This window comes from Methylobacterium sp. M6A4_1b, assembly GCF_053345175.1.
The window spans coordinates 1-16,720 of record NZ_JBKEZQ010000023.1 but is presented as its reverse complement, the minus strand read 5'-3'; the positions used below and the strand labels follow the sequence as shown (position 1 = coordinate 16,720).

Annotated in this window: 14 protein-coding genes; 4 read left to right on the top strand and 10 right to left on the bottom strand. The window is 63.7% G+C overall.

The genetic code is table 11. From position 1 onward, the window contains the following. Positions 1-183: 183 nt before the first annotated feature. From ACLBWX_RS18325 to ACLBWX_RS18285, 9 genes are all read right to left on the bottom strand, one after another. Positions 184-1,101 (bottom strand): amino acid ABC transporter substrate-binding protein, encoded by a 918-nt coding sequence (locus tag ACLBWX_RS18325; RefSeq protein ID WP_447678435.1) that lies wholly within the window; start codon positions 1,099-1,101, stop codon positions 184-186. A gap of 83 nt (positions 1,102-1,184) precedes the next feature. Beyond that, a complete protein-coding gene (locus tag ACLBWX_RS18320) occupies positions 1,185-1,649 on the bottom strand; it encodes a RidA family protein (RefSeq protein WP_447678434.1) in 465 nt (154 codons plus the stop codon). Continuing rightward, positions 1,646-2,542, bottom strand: coding sequence for a PhzF family phenazine biosynthesis protein (locus tag ACLBWX_RS18315; RefSeq protein ID WP_447678433.1), 897 nt, complete (start codon positions 2,540-2,542; stop codon positions 1,646-1,648). The genes ACLBWX_RS18320 and ACLBWX_RS18315 overlap by 4 nt, the downstream gene beginning before the upstream one ends. Positions 2,543-2,637: 95 nt before the next feature. After that, entirely contained in the window at positions 2,638-3,528 is an 891-nt protein-coding gene (locus ACLBWX_RS18310) for a helix-turn-helix domain-containing protein (protein ID WP_447678432.1), read from the bottom strand. 413 nt (positions 3,529-3,941) lie between these two features. After that, entirely contained in the window at positions 3,942-4,985 is a 1,044-nt protein-coding gene (locus ACLBWX_RS18305; protein WP_447678431.1) for an SLAC1 anion channel family protein, read from the bottom strand. Between the two features lie 41 nt (positions 4,986-5,026). Then, positions 5,027-5,821, bottom strand: coding sequence for an SDR family NAD(P)-dependent oxidoreductase (locus ACLBWX_RS18300; protein WP_447678430.1), 795 nt, complete (start codon positions 5,819-5,821; stop codon positions 5,027-5,029). Between the two features lie 13 nt (positions 5,822-5,834). Next, positions 5,835-8,057: a molybdopterin cofactor-binding domain-containing protein gene (locus ACLBWX_RS18295; protein ID WP_447678429.1), complete on the bottom strand. Its 2,223-nt coding sequence runs from the start codon at positions 8,055-8,057 to the stop codon at positions 5,835-5,837. Between the two features lie 10 nt (positions 8,058-8,067). Then, positions 8,068-8,514, bottom strand: coding sequence for a (2Fe-2S)-binding protein (locus tag ACLBWX_RS18290; protein WP_147812588.1), 447 nt, complete (start codon positions 8,512-8,514; stop codon positions 8,068-8,070). Between the two features lie 103 nt (positions 8,515-8,617). After that, a complete protein-coding gene (locus tag ACLBWX_RS18285; protein WP_447678428.1) occupies positions 8,618-9,574 on the bottom strand; it encodes a GlxA family transcriptional regulator in 957 nt (318 codons plus the stop codon). Positions 9,575-10,370: 796 nt separating this feature from the next. Here ACLBWX_RS18285 and ACLBWX_RS18280 point away from each other — a divergent pair. Together ACLBWX_RS18280 and ACLBWX_RS18275 are read left to right on the top strand one after the other, a co-directional pair. Then, entirely contained in the window at positions 10,371-11,150 is a 780-nt protein-coding gene (locus ACLBWX_RS18280) for a hypothetical protein (protein WP_447678427.1), read from the top strand. 729 nt (positions 11,151-11,879) lie between these two features. Beyond that, on the top strand, positions 11,880-12,833 hold the full coding sequence (locus ACLBWX_RS18275; RefSeq protein ID WP_447678426.1) for an MBL fold metallo-hydrolase: 954 nt from the start codon (positions 11,880-11,882) through the stop codon (positions 12,831-12,833). Positions 12,834-13,018: 185 nt separating this feature from the next. Here the strand turns inward: ACLBWX_RS18275 and ACLBWX_RS18270 are convergent, their stop codons facing one another. Next, a complete protein-coding gene (locus ACLBWX_RS18270; protein ID WP_447678425.1) occupies positions 13,019-15,385 on the bottom strand; it encodes an ATP-binding protein in 2,367 nt (788 codons plus the stop codon). Positions 15,386-15,766: 381 nt separating this feature from the next. Between ACLBWX_RS18270 and ACLBWX_RS18265 the strand changes: the two genes are divergently transcribed. Beyond that, positions 15,767-16,411 (top strand): SDR family oxidoreductase, encoded by a 645-nt coding sequence (locus ACLBWX_RS18265; protein ID WP_447678424.1) that lies wholly within the window; start codon positions 15,767-15,769, stop codon positions 16,409-16,411. Positions 16,412-16,423: 12 nt separating this feature from the next. Continuing rightward, on the top strand, positions 16,424-16,720 hold a 297-nt coding region (locus tag ACLBWX_RS18260), incomplete at its 3' end, for a hypothetical protein (RefSeq protein ID WP_447678423.1).

Here is a 16,720-nt window from a genome sequence, read left to right as displayed (position 1 = left end):
GGGGGCTCGGTTCCGGCGGGGCGTGCAAGCGTGGCGTGACGTCGGCGAAGGTGGTCATGGACGTCTCATCGTGCTCGGCTGGCATCTCGATAAGGCTGGGTCCTTGTGGCCGTGGTTAGGCGCCTCGGGAGCCGAACATCAGCGCATAGTTGCTCGCCATGAAAACCTGGCAGCGAATGGCGCTCAATAGGTGTCCGGGTCGTAACTGTCGCTCGGACGCGCGTACGCCTTCGAAAGCGCGTCGCTCATCGGCAGGTTCAGATTGATGCCGCGTGGTGGAATCGTTTGAGTAAACCAACGGTCATAGAGTTTCCTGCCCTCGGGGCTGGCATAGAGTTTGGCCGTCGCAGCATCGGCAACAGCCTTGAAAGGTGTGTCGTCCCTGCGCAGCATGACAGCGTAGGGTTCGGGCTTCGACAACGCCTCCGTCGAGATCTCAAACGCAGCAGGGTCCCGCGCGGCCGCTACCAGGGAGGCCAGTAGTACGTCGTCCATCACGAAGGCCGCCGCTCGTCCACTCTGGACCATCAGGAACGCCTCGGCGTGATCCACCGCCGGCAGAATCGTCAGCCCGAGACTGCGCGCGACGTTGGCCTCGTTGATCTGCCGCAGGTTGATCGTCCCGGAGGTCGAGACGACGGTCCGGCCTCGCAGATCGTCGATGGTGTGCAGGCCGGCGCCTTTCTTCGCCACGTACCGGGTCGCGGTCAGGAAGTCGGTGTTGGTGAAGGCAACCTGGTTGCGGCGCTCGAAGGTGTTCGTCGTCGAGCCGCATTCGAGGTCGATGGTACCATTGGCAATCAACGGAATGCGGGTCGCCGACGTGACCCCGTTTAGACGAACCTCAAGCTGCGCGAGACCGAGTCGCACCTTCACGGCGTCGACGATGTGACGGCAGATGTCGAGTGCGTAGCCGACGGGCTTCTGGTCCCCGTCCAGGTAGGAGAAGGGAACCGAGGCGTCGCGAAAGCCGAGCGTGATCACGCCCGTCTCCTTGACCTTCTTAAGGGTGCCCGTCAGCTCGTCCGCCAGGGCGCCGGGGGCTGAAATCAAGGCAAGCGTCACCGTTGCGGCCGCAGCCGCGCGTCTCAAGGCATCCATTTTTCGATTTCCTTCTTCCGCAAGCGGGGCGGTGGCATGGTCGCTTGACGAGGCGGGACGTCCCCGTTTGAGGACGAAAGCAGTCACACCAGCTCGAAGAGGCCCTCGACCTCAATGGGGACTCCACGCGGCAGGGCGTTGGTCCCTACGGAGGTTCGAGCGTGCCGACCGTCCTCTCCCAGCGCGAGCACCATGAGGTCGGAGGCGCCGTCCATCACCCACGCCTGCTGCGTGAAGTCATCGCGACAGCGAACGAAGCCGGTGAGGCGCAGGCATCGTACCCGATGGGGTTCGCCATCGACGGCGATGCCGACCTGGGCGAGGATGTTCAACGCACAGACACGCGCTCCTGCCTGCGCCTCCTCGATGGTGACGTCTTCGCCGACGACGCCACGATACAGCGGCTCACCGTCCCGAATAGGCGTCTGCCCGGCGACGAACAGGAGGGCGCCAGCGCGCGTGAACGGCACGTAGTTGGCTGCCGGCACCGCCGGTCGTGGTAGAGTCAGGCCGGCGGCGGCCAAGCGAGCGAGGATCGTCGCGTTCATGCGGGTACCCCCACCGGAGCTGCGCTGAGCTCAGCGCCGGATGCGACCTCGCCTCCGAGTAGGCAACCCAGGGCGCGGTCGCCGGCAAAACCGATCCGAACCCGGATCTCCGACAGATGGCCCATCGCGCGGCCCTGGTAAATCAGGATCGGGCTGTCGTCCGGCTCGATGGTGCCGTCGTGCAGAAGGCCGAACGCCAAGGCCGCCGCGGCGATGCCCGTTGCAGCATCCTCCGGGTAGCCGGATGACCGCGGGAACTGGCGAGCCTCGAACACCCGTCCCGGCCGGTCCACGACCGCGTAGGGGTAGAGGCCTGTCGAACCGATGCTGCGACAGGCTGCCTCGACGGCTGCCGGATCAGGGCTGAGGGCGTGGAGACCCTCCGGCAGGCGCATCGGAACCAGGGTCTTCACCCGTGACGTGGCTGCGTTGTGCAGCGGAAGGTCAGCAAGGGCTTCGCGGCCGATGCCCAGGGCGGCGCAGACGGCCTCGACCGCATCCGAGGTGAGCGGCGCTACTCGCCCGGCAGGCTGGGTGATCTCCACGCGCCATGACCCATCATCCCGCCTCTGCAGGAAGCCGGTGACGGTTCCGCTCGCCGTTGCGATCCGGACTGGTGCGTTCGTCATCCGTCCCCGGCGTGCAAGCACCCAGAGTGCGCCGATGGTGGCATGCGCACACATTTCCATTTCATGGTTCGGCACGAAGAATCGGAACGCAAAGTCATGCGCCTGGTCCGCGGGCGGCAACACGAAACCACTTTCATGGCCGTATCGCCGCGCCACCGCCTGCATCGCGCCTTCATCCAGGGCGCCGGCATCCGAGACGACGGGGCAAGGATTCCCCCCCGCGCCGTCACAGGTAAAGACGCGGACGACTTCGACTTCGCTCATGGCTCCTATTCCTGCCTCGGAGCGCGCCGGATCTCCTCGGCGCCGTGATCCCCATTGTTGCCGGAACGGATGTCACGTGCGCGGCCGTGCGGGCCTTACTTAGCGACCGCGCGGGCCATCGACTTGGCGGATGAGGCGCGGATGCCTGTAGCGGCCAAGTCGCCCTCCCGACGCAGGGCCCGAGAAAGAGTCGAGCCGCTCTCGAAGCCGACCCGACTCGCGATCTCATCGACCGGCAGGTCCGTCGTGGTCAGCATGGCACGCGCTGCGTCGAGGCGCTTGGCTCGCTGGAACGCACCGACCGATTGACCGACTTCCGCCTGGAACAGGCGGGTGATGTGCCGCCGCGAGACGCGGAGGTTCGCGGCAAGGAGGTCGAGGGGAACGTCTTGGTCAAGCCGTGCGAGAACGAAGGCTTTTGCCTCGCGGATCAGCGCAGCGCCATGTCCTTGACGTGAAGCTGCTGGAAGGGGTGCGCCTCGCTCGATTGCGCCTAGGCACCGGATGAGAAGTGCCGCGGAAAGATGGACGCGAACAGCGTCACGACCCGCTGGATCCCCGCTGTCGTCGCGACACAAGGCATGAAGGGTGCGGATCTCCGGGGAGACCGAGAACATGGCGCTCGTCCGGATAGCGGCTCGAACACGGCTGAGCGAACCAAGCTGCGCCTCGATACGCCGTAACGCTGCATCCCTCACGTAGACGGCGATGTGCGTTTGGTCGAACCGGAAAGCGCTGGTGTCGTGGGCGTGCAAGGCTGGGACGACGGCAAAGCGGTCGTCGGTGACCCAAGCGCCGTCGCGCTGGCCCTCGTGTTTGAGGTTCAGGATACCGACCCAAGGCAGCAACAACATGAGGCCATCGTGCCAGTGCCAAGGTTTGGCGTAGCCGACGCCCCCGTCGAAGTGCGCGATGTGTTCTTCGCCGTCGGCGATGACGCACGAAGGCTGTGCCGTTTGTCTGAGAAGGTCGAGCGACCTGAACATGAGACGAAGCTATCCCCACGGCGGCAATCCGTCCATTCGACGAGGACAAGCCTTCTCGTTCGTTCGGGCTCCAAAAAGGCCAAGAGAGTTCACAAGCTTCGTTGGCCTGATCCGCAGGCGTTCACCCCTGCAATCCGCCGCAGCGTGTAAGCGCAGAGCGGCGATTTCGGCCATGGGCTTCCATTCATGCCGAGTAGGCGTTCTCAGGCAAGAATCTCCCTGCTGCGCGAGCTCTCGAATTTCTCGAAGGACGACTTTTCGAAATGGCAATAGGCCGCTCGTGCGACATAGTTGGGTCGGAAAATGTTAGTCTGCTTTACGACCGGGTTGGGTGGATTTCTGTCAGTCTGCTTTTTGATGAGGACTTGTGAGAGCCGACATCGGATGAGCAACGGGAGTTCGGCTATTGGCCGTCACAGCGTCAGTGTCCGCAGCTCTCCACGAGCTAAGCCGATCAAGGTTCGGACGAGCAGCCAGCCGATGACCAGCGTGGCCAGCCCGAGCAGGGCCAGGGCAAGGCCGTCGGTCGCCGGAGCCGGTTCCGCCGTCGCGACGCGCAGAGCCGCGACCGCTGTTGCGGCGAGCGGGAAGCTCACGCCCCACCAGGAGACGCGGAAAGGGCAGGCGCGTCCGAACCGGGCGAGCTTCGGCAGCAGCACGGCGAGCAGGAACAGTGCGATCGCGAAAAGCGACTTAGCGAAGAGATCGATTGCGCCCGTCGTGGCGACATAGGCCGAGAAGCCGACCGCGAAGGGTGCCACGAGGATCAGGAGCGACGGCTGCAAGGCTGCGGGCAGCGGCGCCTCGAACAGGAGGCGGGACAGGATCAGCGTGAACAGAGGCACGGCGAAGAACAGCCCCACCGCCAGCCCGAAGATCATCACTCCCTGCATCGGCGGCAGACCGAGCCCCGGAAGGGCCAGGGGTACATCGAGCAGGCCGACCACCGGTACGATCCAGGCCGGCGTCGCATGCGCCGCCTGCTGCCGATCGCTCAACCAGCGCGTCACGATCAGCCACGCGAACAGCGTCATGCCGATGGCGCCGGCGATCCAAAGCGCGCGCGCCAGCGTGAGGCTGAAGGGCGCCAAAGGGATCGGCAGCAGGAGCAGGCTGATGAGCGGCGTGCCGAACAGGTTGCCGGCGATGGGGTGGCGGAACTCCGCCCGCACGGCCTCACGCGCGATGACGGCCTTGGCGGCATAGCCCGCCGCAATAGCGAGGAAGGCCGTTGAGGCTATCAGCGCGATGGCCTCCCCGACCCAGGACGGCACGCCATATCGCGCATGGGCGAGCCGCCACGCGACGCTCAGTCCCGTCAGGCCCATCACCGCCGCGAACAGGCCGACCGGCAATGCCTCGATCTGCCGCCAGCCTCCCGGCAGAGGGGGCTGGTCCGGGTCACGATGGGCGGTCAGCGCGGCTTCGCTCGGCTCGCCTTCGACGACCTGCAGCATGGACGAACTCCTACTCGACGAGGCATCGAATTCTTCGCGCGTTAGCCGAGACCATAGCGGGAGGCCGGCATGCTGCGGGAGAGGTTGGGACCAAGTCGGAACCGGGCGGCTTCGAGAGCTTGCCAATCACCGAGATCGGGGAGCGAGGGAATCGTAACGGTCTCGCCCGCATCGAGGCCGGCTAGGGCTGCCGCCACGAGGTCACTCGCCTCCATGATCATCTCGGACGGAATCTGCCCGATATCCGCGCCCGTCCGTTCAAAAAAGTTGGTTCGGGTGACGCCGGGCAGCACCGCCTGCAACCGCACGCCCTTGCCGGCGAGTTCAGCTCCGAGCCCCTGCGTCAGTGCCAGAACGAAGGCCTTGCTCGCCGCATAGGGGGCGTTGAAGCGCTCTGGGACGATGGCGACCGCGGAGGAGACATTGATCACTGTGCCCGCTCCCCGCTCGCCGAAAGCTTTCGCCGCCGCGAGGGAGAGGGTCTGCAGCGCCCTGACGTTGAGGTCGAGCATCCCGTCATAGAGGCTGGCGGGGCTGTCTAGGGCGGGGCCGAGCGGCCCGAGGCCGGCGCAGTTCACCAAGACGCTTAGGGCGGCATCCATGGCGATGCGGTCCCGGACTGAGGCAAGATCCTCCGGTTGGGTCAGGTCGGCCGACATGACCTCCACAGTCACGCCGGCCTCTCGGCCGAGACGCTCCGCCGCCGCTCGCAGCCGGGCCTTGTTGCGAGCAACGAGAATAAGGTCATGGCCTCGGGCAGCCAACTGGTCGGCGTAAGCCGCGCCGATTCCCGAGGACGCGCCCGTCACGAGCGCCGTCCCAATGTGTTGGGTCATCAAGGTATCCTTATCAGACGCTGGAGAGCTTGGTGTTGGCGACCGGTAGCGCGCGGACCCGCTGACCGGTAAGCGCCGCGATGGCGTTGAGGACGGCAGGCGGCACGCCCGGCAGACCCGGCTCGCCGACCCCGCCCATCGGCGCGCCGCTCTCGACGATACTGACGTGGACCTTCGGCATGTGCTCGCGGCGCAGGACTGGATAGGTGTCGTAGTTCTGCGATTGCCGCACGCCGTCCCGGTAGACGATCTGCTCGAACAGAACCGAAGACAGGCCGAGCGCCGCCGCGGATTCTACCTGCGCCTTGACGATGGCCGGGTTGACGATGCTGCCGGGATCGAACGCGATCCAGAGGTTGTGGACGCGGGCTTCCCCGCCCTTCACCGAGACTTCCGCGATGGTCGCCGTCTCAGATCCGAAGGGCGAAGCCATGGCGAGGCCGCGAGCGCGCATCCCACCCTCGCCACGATAGGGGCCGCGCTGCCAGCCGCCTGACATCTCGGCCACCGTCGAAAGCAGCGTCCGATGCCGGGCATTACCCTGGAGGAGCGCCATGCGCAGCGCGAACGGATCCTGCCCGCCGGCCTGGGCGACCTCGTCGAGGAAGCTCTCGTAGAACGCGTCGTTCATCGAGTGCCCGACCGAGCGCCAGAAGGCGATGTTCACCGGATGCGCGACCTTCGTGAAGGTCATGCGCCGGTTGGGCACGGCGTAGGGCTTCTCGACGATGCCCTCGACCGCTGAAGGATCGACGGGCGTCTGCATCATCATGCTGAAGTAGCGGCCGATCGGACCTTCCCCCACCGTCCGCACTTCAAGCGCCGTCGGCTGCCCCGCCGGATCGAGGGCCGCGCGGAAGCGGCTGAAGCTCAGAGGGCGCACGGCGTCGCGGGCGAACTCCTCCTCCCGCGACCACAGCACCTTCACGGGGCGCCCAGTGGCCTTGGCGAGCAGGATCGCTTGCGGGAACGGATTGCTGGCTTCGTAGAAGAAATGCCGGCCGAAGAAGCCGCCAAGCATCGGCGAGTGGATGCGGACCTGTGCAGGCTGCAGTCCGGCAACCTTCGCTGACACGGTCTGGAATACCTCTGGCATCTGGTTCGGGAGCCAGACGTCGAGGGTCCCGTCGCCGTCAAAGCGTGCAATGGCCGAGGGCGGCTCCAACTGGGCATGTGCGAGATAAGGCGCCTCGTAATCCGCCTCCACCACCTTGGTGGCCTTGGCGAAGGCGGCGGCAACGTCGCCCTTCTCTTCGGCCACTTGGCCCGGATCGGCGGACGTCTTGAGAGCCGCGAGCATGATCTCGGACGAGAAGTCGGCCGCGACGGTATCGAGGCCGCTCGCCTTCGGCGCCGTCCACTCGACCTTCAGCGCCTCGACAGCCTTGCGCGCCCGCCACCAGCTGTCGGCGGCAACCGCCACCGCGCCCGGCAGGCGGTGGACTGAGTGCACGCCTGGCATGGCCCTGACCTCCGCCTCGTTGGCGAGGCCCTTTGGTTCCGTGCCAAGGCGCGGCGCGTGCTGCACGGCGGCGTAGAGCATGCCCTCGACCTTCTGATCGATGGCGTAGACGGCGCGGCCCGTGGACTTGTCCCGCACGTCGAGGCGGGGGACCGGCTGGCGGATGTAGCGGAACGTCGCCGGGTCGCGCAGGGGCACGGACTCGTTCGGCTTGAGCTTCAGGGCGTCGGCTGCGAGATCACCGTAGGACAGCGAGCGGTTCGAGGCCGCGTGCATCACCACCCCGTCGCGGGTGGTAAGTTCGCCGTCTTGCACCTTGAGTTTGGCCGCCGCCGCCCGGATCATCAGGTCACGAGCGGTGGCGCCGAGGCGGCGCATGGTCTCGTAGCTTGACCGGGTCGAGAAGCTGCCGCCGGTCATGCGGATGCCGTTCACGACGGCGTAGTCCGGGCCGGGCGGAGCGCATTCCACAACGAAGCGGGAGGGCGGCACGTCGAGTTCCTCGCCGACGATCTGGGCCATACCGGTGGCGATGCCCTGACCACCCTCTACGAAGGGGCTGAGCAGCCTGATGGTACCGTCCGGGTGGATCTCCAGGAAGGCAACCACCCGCGTCCCTGGCTTAGGCGCCAGGGCACCGGCACCCTCGGCAGGACCTTGGGCCTCGGCCCGAGCTAAGCGCGCTGGCAGGAGGGCGCTAAGGACGAGGGCGCCACTGGCACCTGCAAGAAAGCGGCGGCGGGACGGGGCTGCTGGGCGAAGAAGCGGGATCATGGCTTGCTCCTTAGGCAGCAGCCTGCCGCACGGCGGCAGCGATGGCATTGTAGGTTCCGCACCGGCAAAGGTTCGTCATCGCGTCGGCGATGTCGCCTTCGGTCGGGTGCGGCGTCTGCTTCAGCAAGGCAGTGGCGGCCATGACCTGACCGGACTGGCAATAGCCGCATTGCGGCACCTGCAATGCGACCCAAGCCTCGACAACCTTCCGGCCGACCTCGTCCTGCTCGATCGCCTCGATGGTGGTAACGGTCTGGGTGCCGACGCTCTCCAGCGGCACTTGGCATGACCGCGTCGCCTGACCGTCGAGATGCACCGTGCAGGCCCCGCACTGAGCGATGCCGCAGCCGTATTTCGTGCCAGTCAGGCCGAGCGTGTCGCGCAGGACGAAGAGCAACGGAGTATCGGGCTCGGCGTCGACTGCATATTGGCGACCGTTGATCGTCAGGCTGACCATCGCAACGAATCCCTGAGAGTAAGTAGGCCCCACGGCCATGCTTACGCAGAGGTCTCCGCACCCACTACGTCATAATTGCCTCGTTTTCGGACATGCGGGGCGGTCAGACGACCGCGAGCGGTCCAGCCGCCCGACGGATTGCCCGTGGGACTTCTCCCTGAACGCGCAGGAACGCCCGGCGCATCCGCTCGCGGTTAGCAAAGCCGGCAGCGTCGGCGATCTCCTCAATGGGCAGGCGGCTTTGCTCCAGCATGTGCCTGGCGGCCTCGACGCGCATCACCTCGACCGCCTTGGCCGGCGAGACCCCCGTTTCTGCTCGGAAAGCCCGTGCGAACTGACGCGGACTGAGGCAGGCGATCGCCGCGAGATCCTCCGTGATCAACGGACGCTGCAGGTTCTGCCGCGCATAGGCGAGAACGCTTTGTATCCGGTCGCTCGGCGCGTCGAAGTCGAGCAGGGCCGAGTGCTGGGCCTGGCCCCCGGCCCGGCGGCGCTCCATAACGAGGCCTCGTGCCACAGTACGGGCGACTTGACGGCCGTGGTCGCGCTCAACCATGCCGACAGCGAGATCGATGCCCGCCGCCATGCCGGCGGACGTCCAGATATTGCCGTCCGCGACATAAATCTTATCGATGTCGAGATGGCATTCGGGATAGCGCGCGCGGAATTGAGGCGCATAGCGCCAGTGCGTCGTAGCGCGCCGCCCGCTTAATAAGCCGGCATCGGCCAGGGCAAACGCACCGAGGCAGAGGCCGGCCAAGCGGCGCGTGGAGCGAGCCGCCTCTTGTAGATAAACGAAAAGATCCGAACTCGGCTCGGGAAGGCTGATCCCCGCGGCGACGATAATTGTGTCGAAGGCGGACGGATCGCTTAGCCGCTCGGTCTCGACGGCGGGGCCGCACCCCGAGTGAAGAAGGCCACCGGCCTCCGACAGGACACGGATGTCATAGGTCGTGTCAGTTACGTATCTGTTGGCGACGGCAAAGGGCGAGGTGGTAGCCAAGCCCATGAAATCGAATTCTGGGCAAAGCACGAGACCGATGCGGCGGACGTCAGCCATCGCGGCCCCCCTTACCCTCTAACCGGGCCTGAGTTCTACATCAGACCGCCAATGAAACAGTACAAGCGGAACGGCAGAAAACGAGGCATATTCGTCCGAGATTAAATTCGCCAGATGCACGCCAATCATTGGCTGAATGACCGCTTTCAGGCGCGCCGCGAATTGCCTTAAGCGGCAAGGTTGGGTCGGATGCGGACTGCCCGGATCGGGTGGCTTGCTGCCCGTCCGCTTCTGGACGGCAAATGCCTTGAAGCGGACCTACCTGCGAGAGCCGCTCACGATCCTTTGCCGAACTTGGGAACGTACGCCTGCCGGCTATCTGGCGGACGATGGCTTGCGACCGGCACTGTTAAATTCAAAGGAAATATAACCTGCATTACTTCCCTAAAGCCGAGGTCAGGGCTCTAGGCTAGACGAGAGGCCCAACGCCCAACCCTCATCACTTCAAGAGAAGCTTTGCTTCTTGACAATCCCGAATTAATCTAAGCCGACTAGACCACTACCGGCACGTCGAGTCCCTCCGAGCAAATCAAAATCTTAGTATTATTCAAGTCTAGGTCTCCGATCGAAATTCAATGCACTTCAGATGGATCAAATGGAAGAAGAATAAATAAAGTCGCTCGACGATCAACGACAAATTGATTCACGATCGAGAGCTTTTCGCACCGAGGTGTCTGAACTTATAATTTGGACCTTCCTTTCGTTCTTGCCTTTTACTTTAGCATTTCAGGGGTTTCAGCTTCTCGACGATCGTGGAATTCTAACATTTTCATTATATGCGTTCCCATACCTGACGATGAGTGCCGTTGTTGCGAGTATACCATTATTTTCTAAACAGATATTTGGCAAATTTCCGATCGCGTTAATTCTAGCTGATAGATTTTCGGCATCCGATAAATTTCGACCCAAGCTCGATAGTATCACGATTGCTTCAATTGAACGTCCAACACCGGCAGTCGAAATTTCGGTACTTGATCATCAAGACCCGCGTTCGATGCTAAGAGCTTATGCGGATAGCTCCGCCGCGGTCGCCAATAGTATACGTGGAAGGGCAGGTTTTTATTTACTTGCTGGAGCCGTTATTGCGTTTGTAGGCTTGGGGTGGTTCTCGTATAAAACTAGTGTCGATACGAAGACAAATATTGCATTTTCGCAAACCAGCGCTTCCGAGGCGGGAAATAGTAAAGCTCAGTTTGAAAGCCGTCAGAGCAATGATAAAGATAAAATCGATCATTTATTAGATTTGTTACCGAATTTCGGCGTGCTGTTTTTTATCGAGTTCATTGCAATTTTCTTTCTGCGGCAATATCGATCTGCGATGGATGATTTCAGATACTATGATGCGGTGCGTCGCCAGAGAGAGGAAAATTTGGTCATTCTCGCAATGTACTCGGAAAATAAAACAATCGTTCCGACTCAAGACGTCATCAAATCTATGACAATGTATTCCGGCGTAGGAAAGCTGAGCAAAGACGAGACGACAGATGTAATTGAGTTGAGAAAAATGTACCGCGATGAATTGATGTTCTTTGAGAAGATTTCAGAGATATTCCAGAAGAATAAAGAAACTAAATAGACTGGCGTTTTCTACCGAGGGAAACCTCGAAATTGGGATAGCAAATCTCCTTAACCAGCTGCGATGCGTGCGCGCATTTTTGAGCGGCGGGGAAGATCCTCTCATGTTAGCTCGTGTTCCTGCTATCCCTAATTAGTGCGGACACTCCACCACACTCATTCTGACGAATGCACGCAACGGCTATTGTCCCGCGGGCATACGTCTAGGATCCGCATGCCCAATGTTCGCTTTTCAATCCGAGCCAAAGTTGCTGTGCTGCCAACGAATGACCGCTTTCGGCGAGCACCGACGCGGAGCCTGTACGACTGGGTTGGGTCGGTAGGAGCTCGTCCGCTTTTTCGGCCGCACTGCTCCGAAGCGGACCGGCAGCTTTCGGCCAGATCTTGCCGTGGTGGCGGGCGCCTCTGAATGACTGGGTTGGGTGGCTTTCTGCCCGTCTGGTTCCGGACGTTAGCGGATGGAAGCGGACATTGGAACTTCTCGCACTTCTGACCCATAGCAGGACGCAGGAACCTCCGCCTCCTGGCTCGTGGTGACGAAGCTTCAGACATGGCGACATGGGGAGAAGAGACTGCCTGCACGAGGTAGTTCTCAAGGCTAACCAATCGTCGGCTGGCGATAGCTTCAGCTTCATCGCTCATGTCACAACGGCTGCCCCAGTCTCGTCCTTGAGGCACGACGCGCGTTCCGCGACCGCCAAGATAGACGCACGCGCGTCCCACGAAAGGGATGACGATGACTAATGCAGCACCTGCGAACACCGCGCGACCGGATCGGGGATATGCTGGCCCTCCCCGCCTGGGAGGTGAGGAGTTGGTGCCCTCACGCTACGCGCTGCGGATCGGTGAGATCGACGTCTTGGTCGTCAGCGATGGGGTGTTGCCGCTGCCGACCAAGATGTTGGGTCACAACGTCGAGCCGGCCGTAAGGGCGGCCTGGTTGAACGACATGTACCTGCCGCAGGACGCGTTCGATTGGTCGTTGAACGTTGTGGTGGTTCGGAGTGGCCGACAGACCATACTCATTGACGCCGGCTTGGGGCTGGATCCGAAACTAAATCTCCCACGGGCAGGCCAACTGATCAGGCGATTGGACGCCGTCGGGATTGAACTCGCGTCCGTGACCGACGTGGTGCTGACCCACATGCACATGGACCACGTCGGCGGGCTCCTCGTCGACGGCGTGAAGGAGCGACTGCGCTCAGACCTACGGATCCACGTGGCGGCTGCCGAGGTTAGATTCTGGGAAACCCCGGACTTTTCTCACGTCGCCATGCCAGAGGGGTTCCCCGACGCCCTTCGTGCTGTCGCCGAGCGGTTCGCGCACGCGTACCGCGGTCAATTGCGACTTTTCGACGAAATGCACGAGGTCGCGCCGGGCGTGAGCGTCCATCGGACCGGCGGCCACACGCCTGGGCACAGTGTGGTCCGTCTGGCATCCGGCGGCGATCGGCTGACCTTCGCTGGCGACGCCGTGTTCTCGGTCGGGTTCGAGCACCCTGACTGGCACAACGGCTTCGAACACGATCCCGAGGAGGCGGCGCGCGTTCGCGTTCGGCTTCTGCGGGAACTAGCGGCGACCGGCGAGCAGTTGATCGCCACGCACCTGCCGTTCCCGTCCGTGGGCCGGGTCGCGGCCGATGGAGACGTCTTCCGCTGGGTGCCGGTGTTCTGGGATTACTGATCACGCTCTGAGCACGGTTCAAGGCAGCGGCAGCGCCGGAGAGGGTCATTTGGTGTCGCCGGTAGAAAAGCAATCATCCCTGAGCTTGGCCCAGGGATGATGACCCTGCGATCCGCGCCGGACACAGATCCCGCGCGTGACGCGGAAGGCCCCGCGGCGAACCGTTCGACCCGACCCGCCGTGTTTCAGGCTTCGACCGTGGCTGGTTCATGATCGAGCATGCTGCGGACCTTGCTCGCAAGTTGCTGCAGCGTGAACGGCTTCGGCAGGAAATGCGTGCCGGGATCGAGCACGCCGTTATGCACCACGGCATTGCGCGTGAACCCCGTCGTGTAGAGGACCTTGAGGTCTGGACGCCGCCGGATCGCCTCCTCAGCCAACAGACGCCCGTTCATGTCAGGCATGACGATATCGGTGAATAACAGTGCGATGTCGGGTTGGGCGCCCAGGACACGCAACGCTGCGGCACCGCTCTCGGCGTGGCGGACGCTGTAGCCGAGTTCGCGCAAGGCCTCGACGCTGAGCAGGCGCAGGGCCTCCTCATCCTCGACGACGAGGACGATCTCGCGTCGGTTCCCCAGAGCCGGTGCGATCCGATCATCCCGGAGGGGCGCAGCTGCTTCGCCTTCGCCATAGAATCGCGGCAGGTAGAGTTTCACGCTCGTTCCCTGCCCGGGCTCCGAGTAGATCCGTGCATGCCCGTTCGACTGCCGCACGAAGCCGTAGACCTGCGACAAACCCAGTCCCGTTCCCTTCCCCACCGGCTTCGTGGTGAAGAACGGGTCGAATACCTTCGCCAAAATCTCCGGCGACATACCGCTTCCGGTGTCGGTCACAGCCACCAGGACGTACTGACCGGGTGAGATCTCCACGGTCCTGGCGTAGTCCTCGTCGAGGTGGGCGTTAGCCGTCTCGACGGTCAGGCGACCGCTCTCGGCGTGGGTATCCTGCATGGCGTCCCGCCCGTTGACGGCCAGGTTGAGGATGGCGTTCTCCAATTGGCTCACGTCGGCATGGGTACGCCATAGGCCGCCGGCGAGCACGGTCTCCAGCTCGACGCCGCCGCCGAGCGTGCGGCGCAGGATCTCCGACATCCCGGATACAAGCTTGTTGGCGTCGATGGGCTCAGGCGCGAGCGGCTGCTGGCGCGAGAAAGCCAACAGCCGTTGGGTCAGCGAGGCCGCGCGGTTCGCACCATCCGACGCGACATCGATGAAGCGCTCGATGTCGCTGTCACCGCGCGCCAAGCGCTTGCGGATCAGGTTGAGGCTTCCGATCACGATGGCGAGCATGTTGTTGAAGTCGTGCGCAATGCCGCCGGTGAGCTGACCAACGGCCTCCATCTTCTGCAGCTGTCGCAGGTGGCCCTCGGCCGTCTCGCGGCTCTTCATCTCGCCGAGGAGCGCCCGGTTCGCGTCGTCGAGTTCTTGCGTACGCGCGGCGACACGGTCTTCCAGCGCCAGGTTGAGATCGCGCAAGGCGAGCTCCGCGACTTCGCGCTCGCGTGTCCGTGCCTGCAATTGAAGCGCCGCCGTTGCGAGCGCCGCCCCGATCCGGTTCACCTCCAGGATGGGGGTGGCAATTGCGTCAACGGGATATCCTCGGCCGATCGCCTCAGCGCCTTCGCCAAGGCGACGCATCGCAAAGTCCACCCGTCGACCGACCCCAAACGCGATCCCGACGACGGGCACTCCGAGCGCTAGCCCCAGCCCAGCGAGGATCAGGATAGAACGTTGAAGCGGTGCCTCGGCGAGCTCCCTGTCGACCACGACCGCTGCGGTCCAACCCGTCAGCTTGGACTTGCCATAGCCGACCAGGACGTCCTGTCCGACCCTGTTGCGGCCATAATACCGTCCGGCATCGTCGACCGTATGAGAACGAAAATCCGTCGAGGTCAGCTTGCCGACGAACTCCTCCTGCCGCTCGGTGCGGACGGCGACGATTCCGGCGCGATCCACCAGCGACCCGATCCAACCGGACGGGAGATCCTCGCGGCGTGTCGTCTCGACGAGATGACCGAGGTCGAGGCTCGCCGCGAGCAAATAGGTCTGCCTTTCGCCCATACGGATGGGGGCGCCGACGATCTGGAAAACGGGCTGCTTGGAGACAGAGGTCAGGAAAACATTGCTGACCATCGCAACACCGGTTTGCAGTACCTCTCGGTCGATCTCCGCAAGGGCCGGAGGTGCCTGCGCAGCGTTCTCGAACGGCGCTCGGGTCGTCAACGTTGCGGTCCCATCGATACGCCGAAGGTTGATGTTGATTCCCTGCAGGCGACTGATCTCCTGCATCTGGGCGTAGAAGGCTCGCAGGTCGTGAGACACAAGGCTCGGCGAGCTCGCGAGCGCTTGGAGCGTTGTGAGAACGCCGTGGATCTCGCGGTCGAACGCCACGGACAAGCTGTGAGCTCGGGTCTGCACCTCCTGTTCGACCCGCGTGCGCTCGGACGCGGCGAAGCGCCAGAGTAGGACGCCGACGAACAGCAGGATTGGGACTAGTAGGCCGACGAAAAGGATCAGGAACTGCCATCTGAGCGGACGGGGAGATCTCACACCTTCGTCCCTCGCCCAGGGAGCAGGTGAAACAGAGCCCGCTGCGGTCTCCGAATGGCGGGCGTCATGATCGTCCTCCTCGCGATGTCGTTCGCCTGACGAGGAAGCAGGTGCGGACGTGACATGGCAGGACGGATTCTCATGGCCGTAACGGCGTCACGGCTGCGGCCGGACCAGTTTCGCTAGGGCCGATGTCACAGGGGGTGGGACCGCCCTCGTCTTGGTTTCGAACGTCCCCACCGGGACCGGACACAGGACGGAGCGCACCATGAAAATCGTCGTCATCGGCGGCACGGGGCGATCGGCTCGCAGGTCGTCACCACCCTGAAGGTCGCTGGCCACGAAGTCCTCGCGGCTTCGCCGAACACCGGCGTTAACGCCGTGACGGGCGAGGGGCTGGCAGAAGCGTTGAAGGGCGCCGGGGTGGTGGTCGACGTCGCCAACTCGCCATCGTTTGCCGACGACGTTGCGATGGACTTTTTCGTCCGCGCCGGACGAAACCTCGCCGCGGCCGAGACGCAGGCCGGTGTCTCCCACCACGTCGCGCTATCTGTGGTCGGGACCGAGCTCCTGCTCGACAGTGGCTACTTTCGCGCCAAGCTCGCCCAGGAGGAACTGATCGCTGAGGCGGGCGTGCCCTGGACGCTTGTCCGCGCCACGCAATTCTTCGAGTTCGTTGCCGCGATTGCAGGCGCCGCGCTCGTTGAGGGAGTCGCGCACGTGACCTCCGCCTCGATCCAGCCGATTGCTTCGGCCGACGTAGCGGCGAAGGTCGCCGAAGCTGCCTTGGCGCCGCCGCGGAACGGCATGGTCGAGATCGCCGGCCCTGAGCGGCTGCCGATGGTCGAGCTGGTGAGGCGTCACTTCCAGGGCCTCGGCGAGGCGCGCGAAGTCCGGACGGATGACACCGCGCCGTATTTTGGGGTGGTCCTTGGAGGCCCCTGGCTGACACCCACAGGTGACGCGTGGATCTCACAGCGGCTCTACGGCGAGTGGCTGCAGGCACAGCCGAAGCGTGGTGCCTGAGGCCTGCCGCCGATGGATGCGGCCTATATCTCGGCGCTGTCTGCGCTTGCGGGGTCCGCCATCGGCGCGATGGCTTCGTTCGCGACGACATGGCTGACGCAACATAGCCAGGAGCGGGCCACCCTCCTGGTGCAGGACCGAGCACGAAGGGAAGCGCTTTATGGCGAGTTCATCCGGGAGGCATCGACCCTGTTCGGCGATGCTTTCCAGCATGAACTCGACGATCCGGCGAAGCTGGTGAACCTCTATGCGATTGTGAACAAGATCCGGCTGTTCGGTGAGCCGGAGACGCTTCGGGAAGCGGAACAT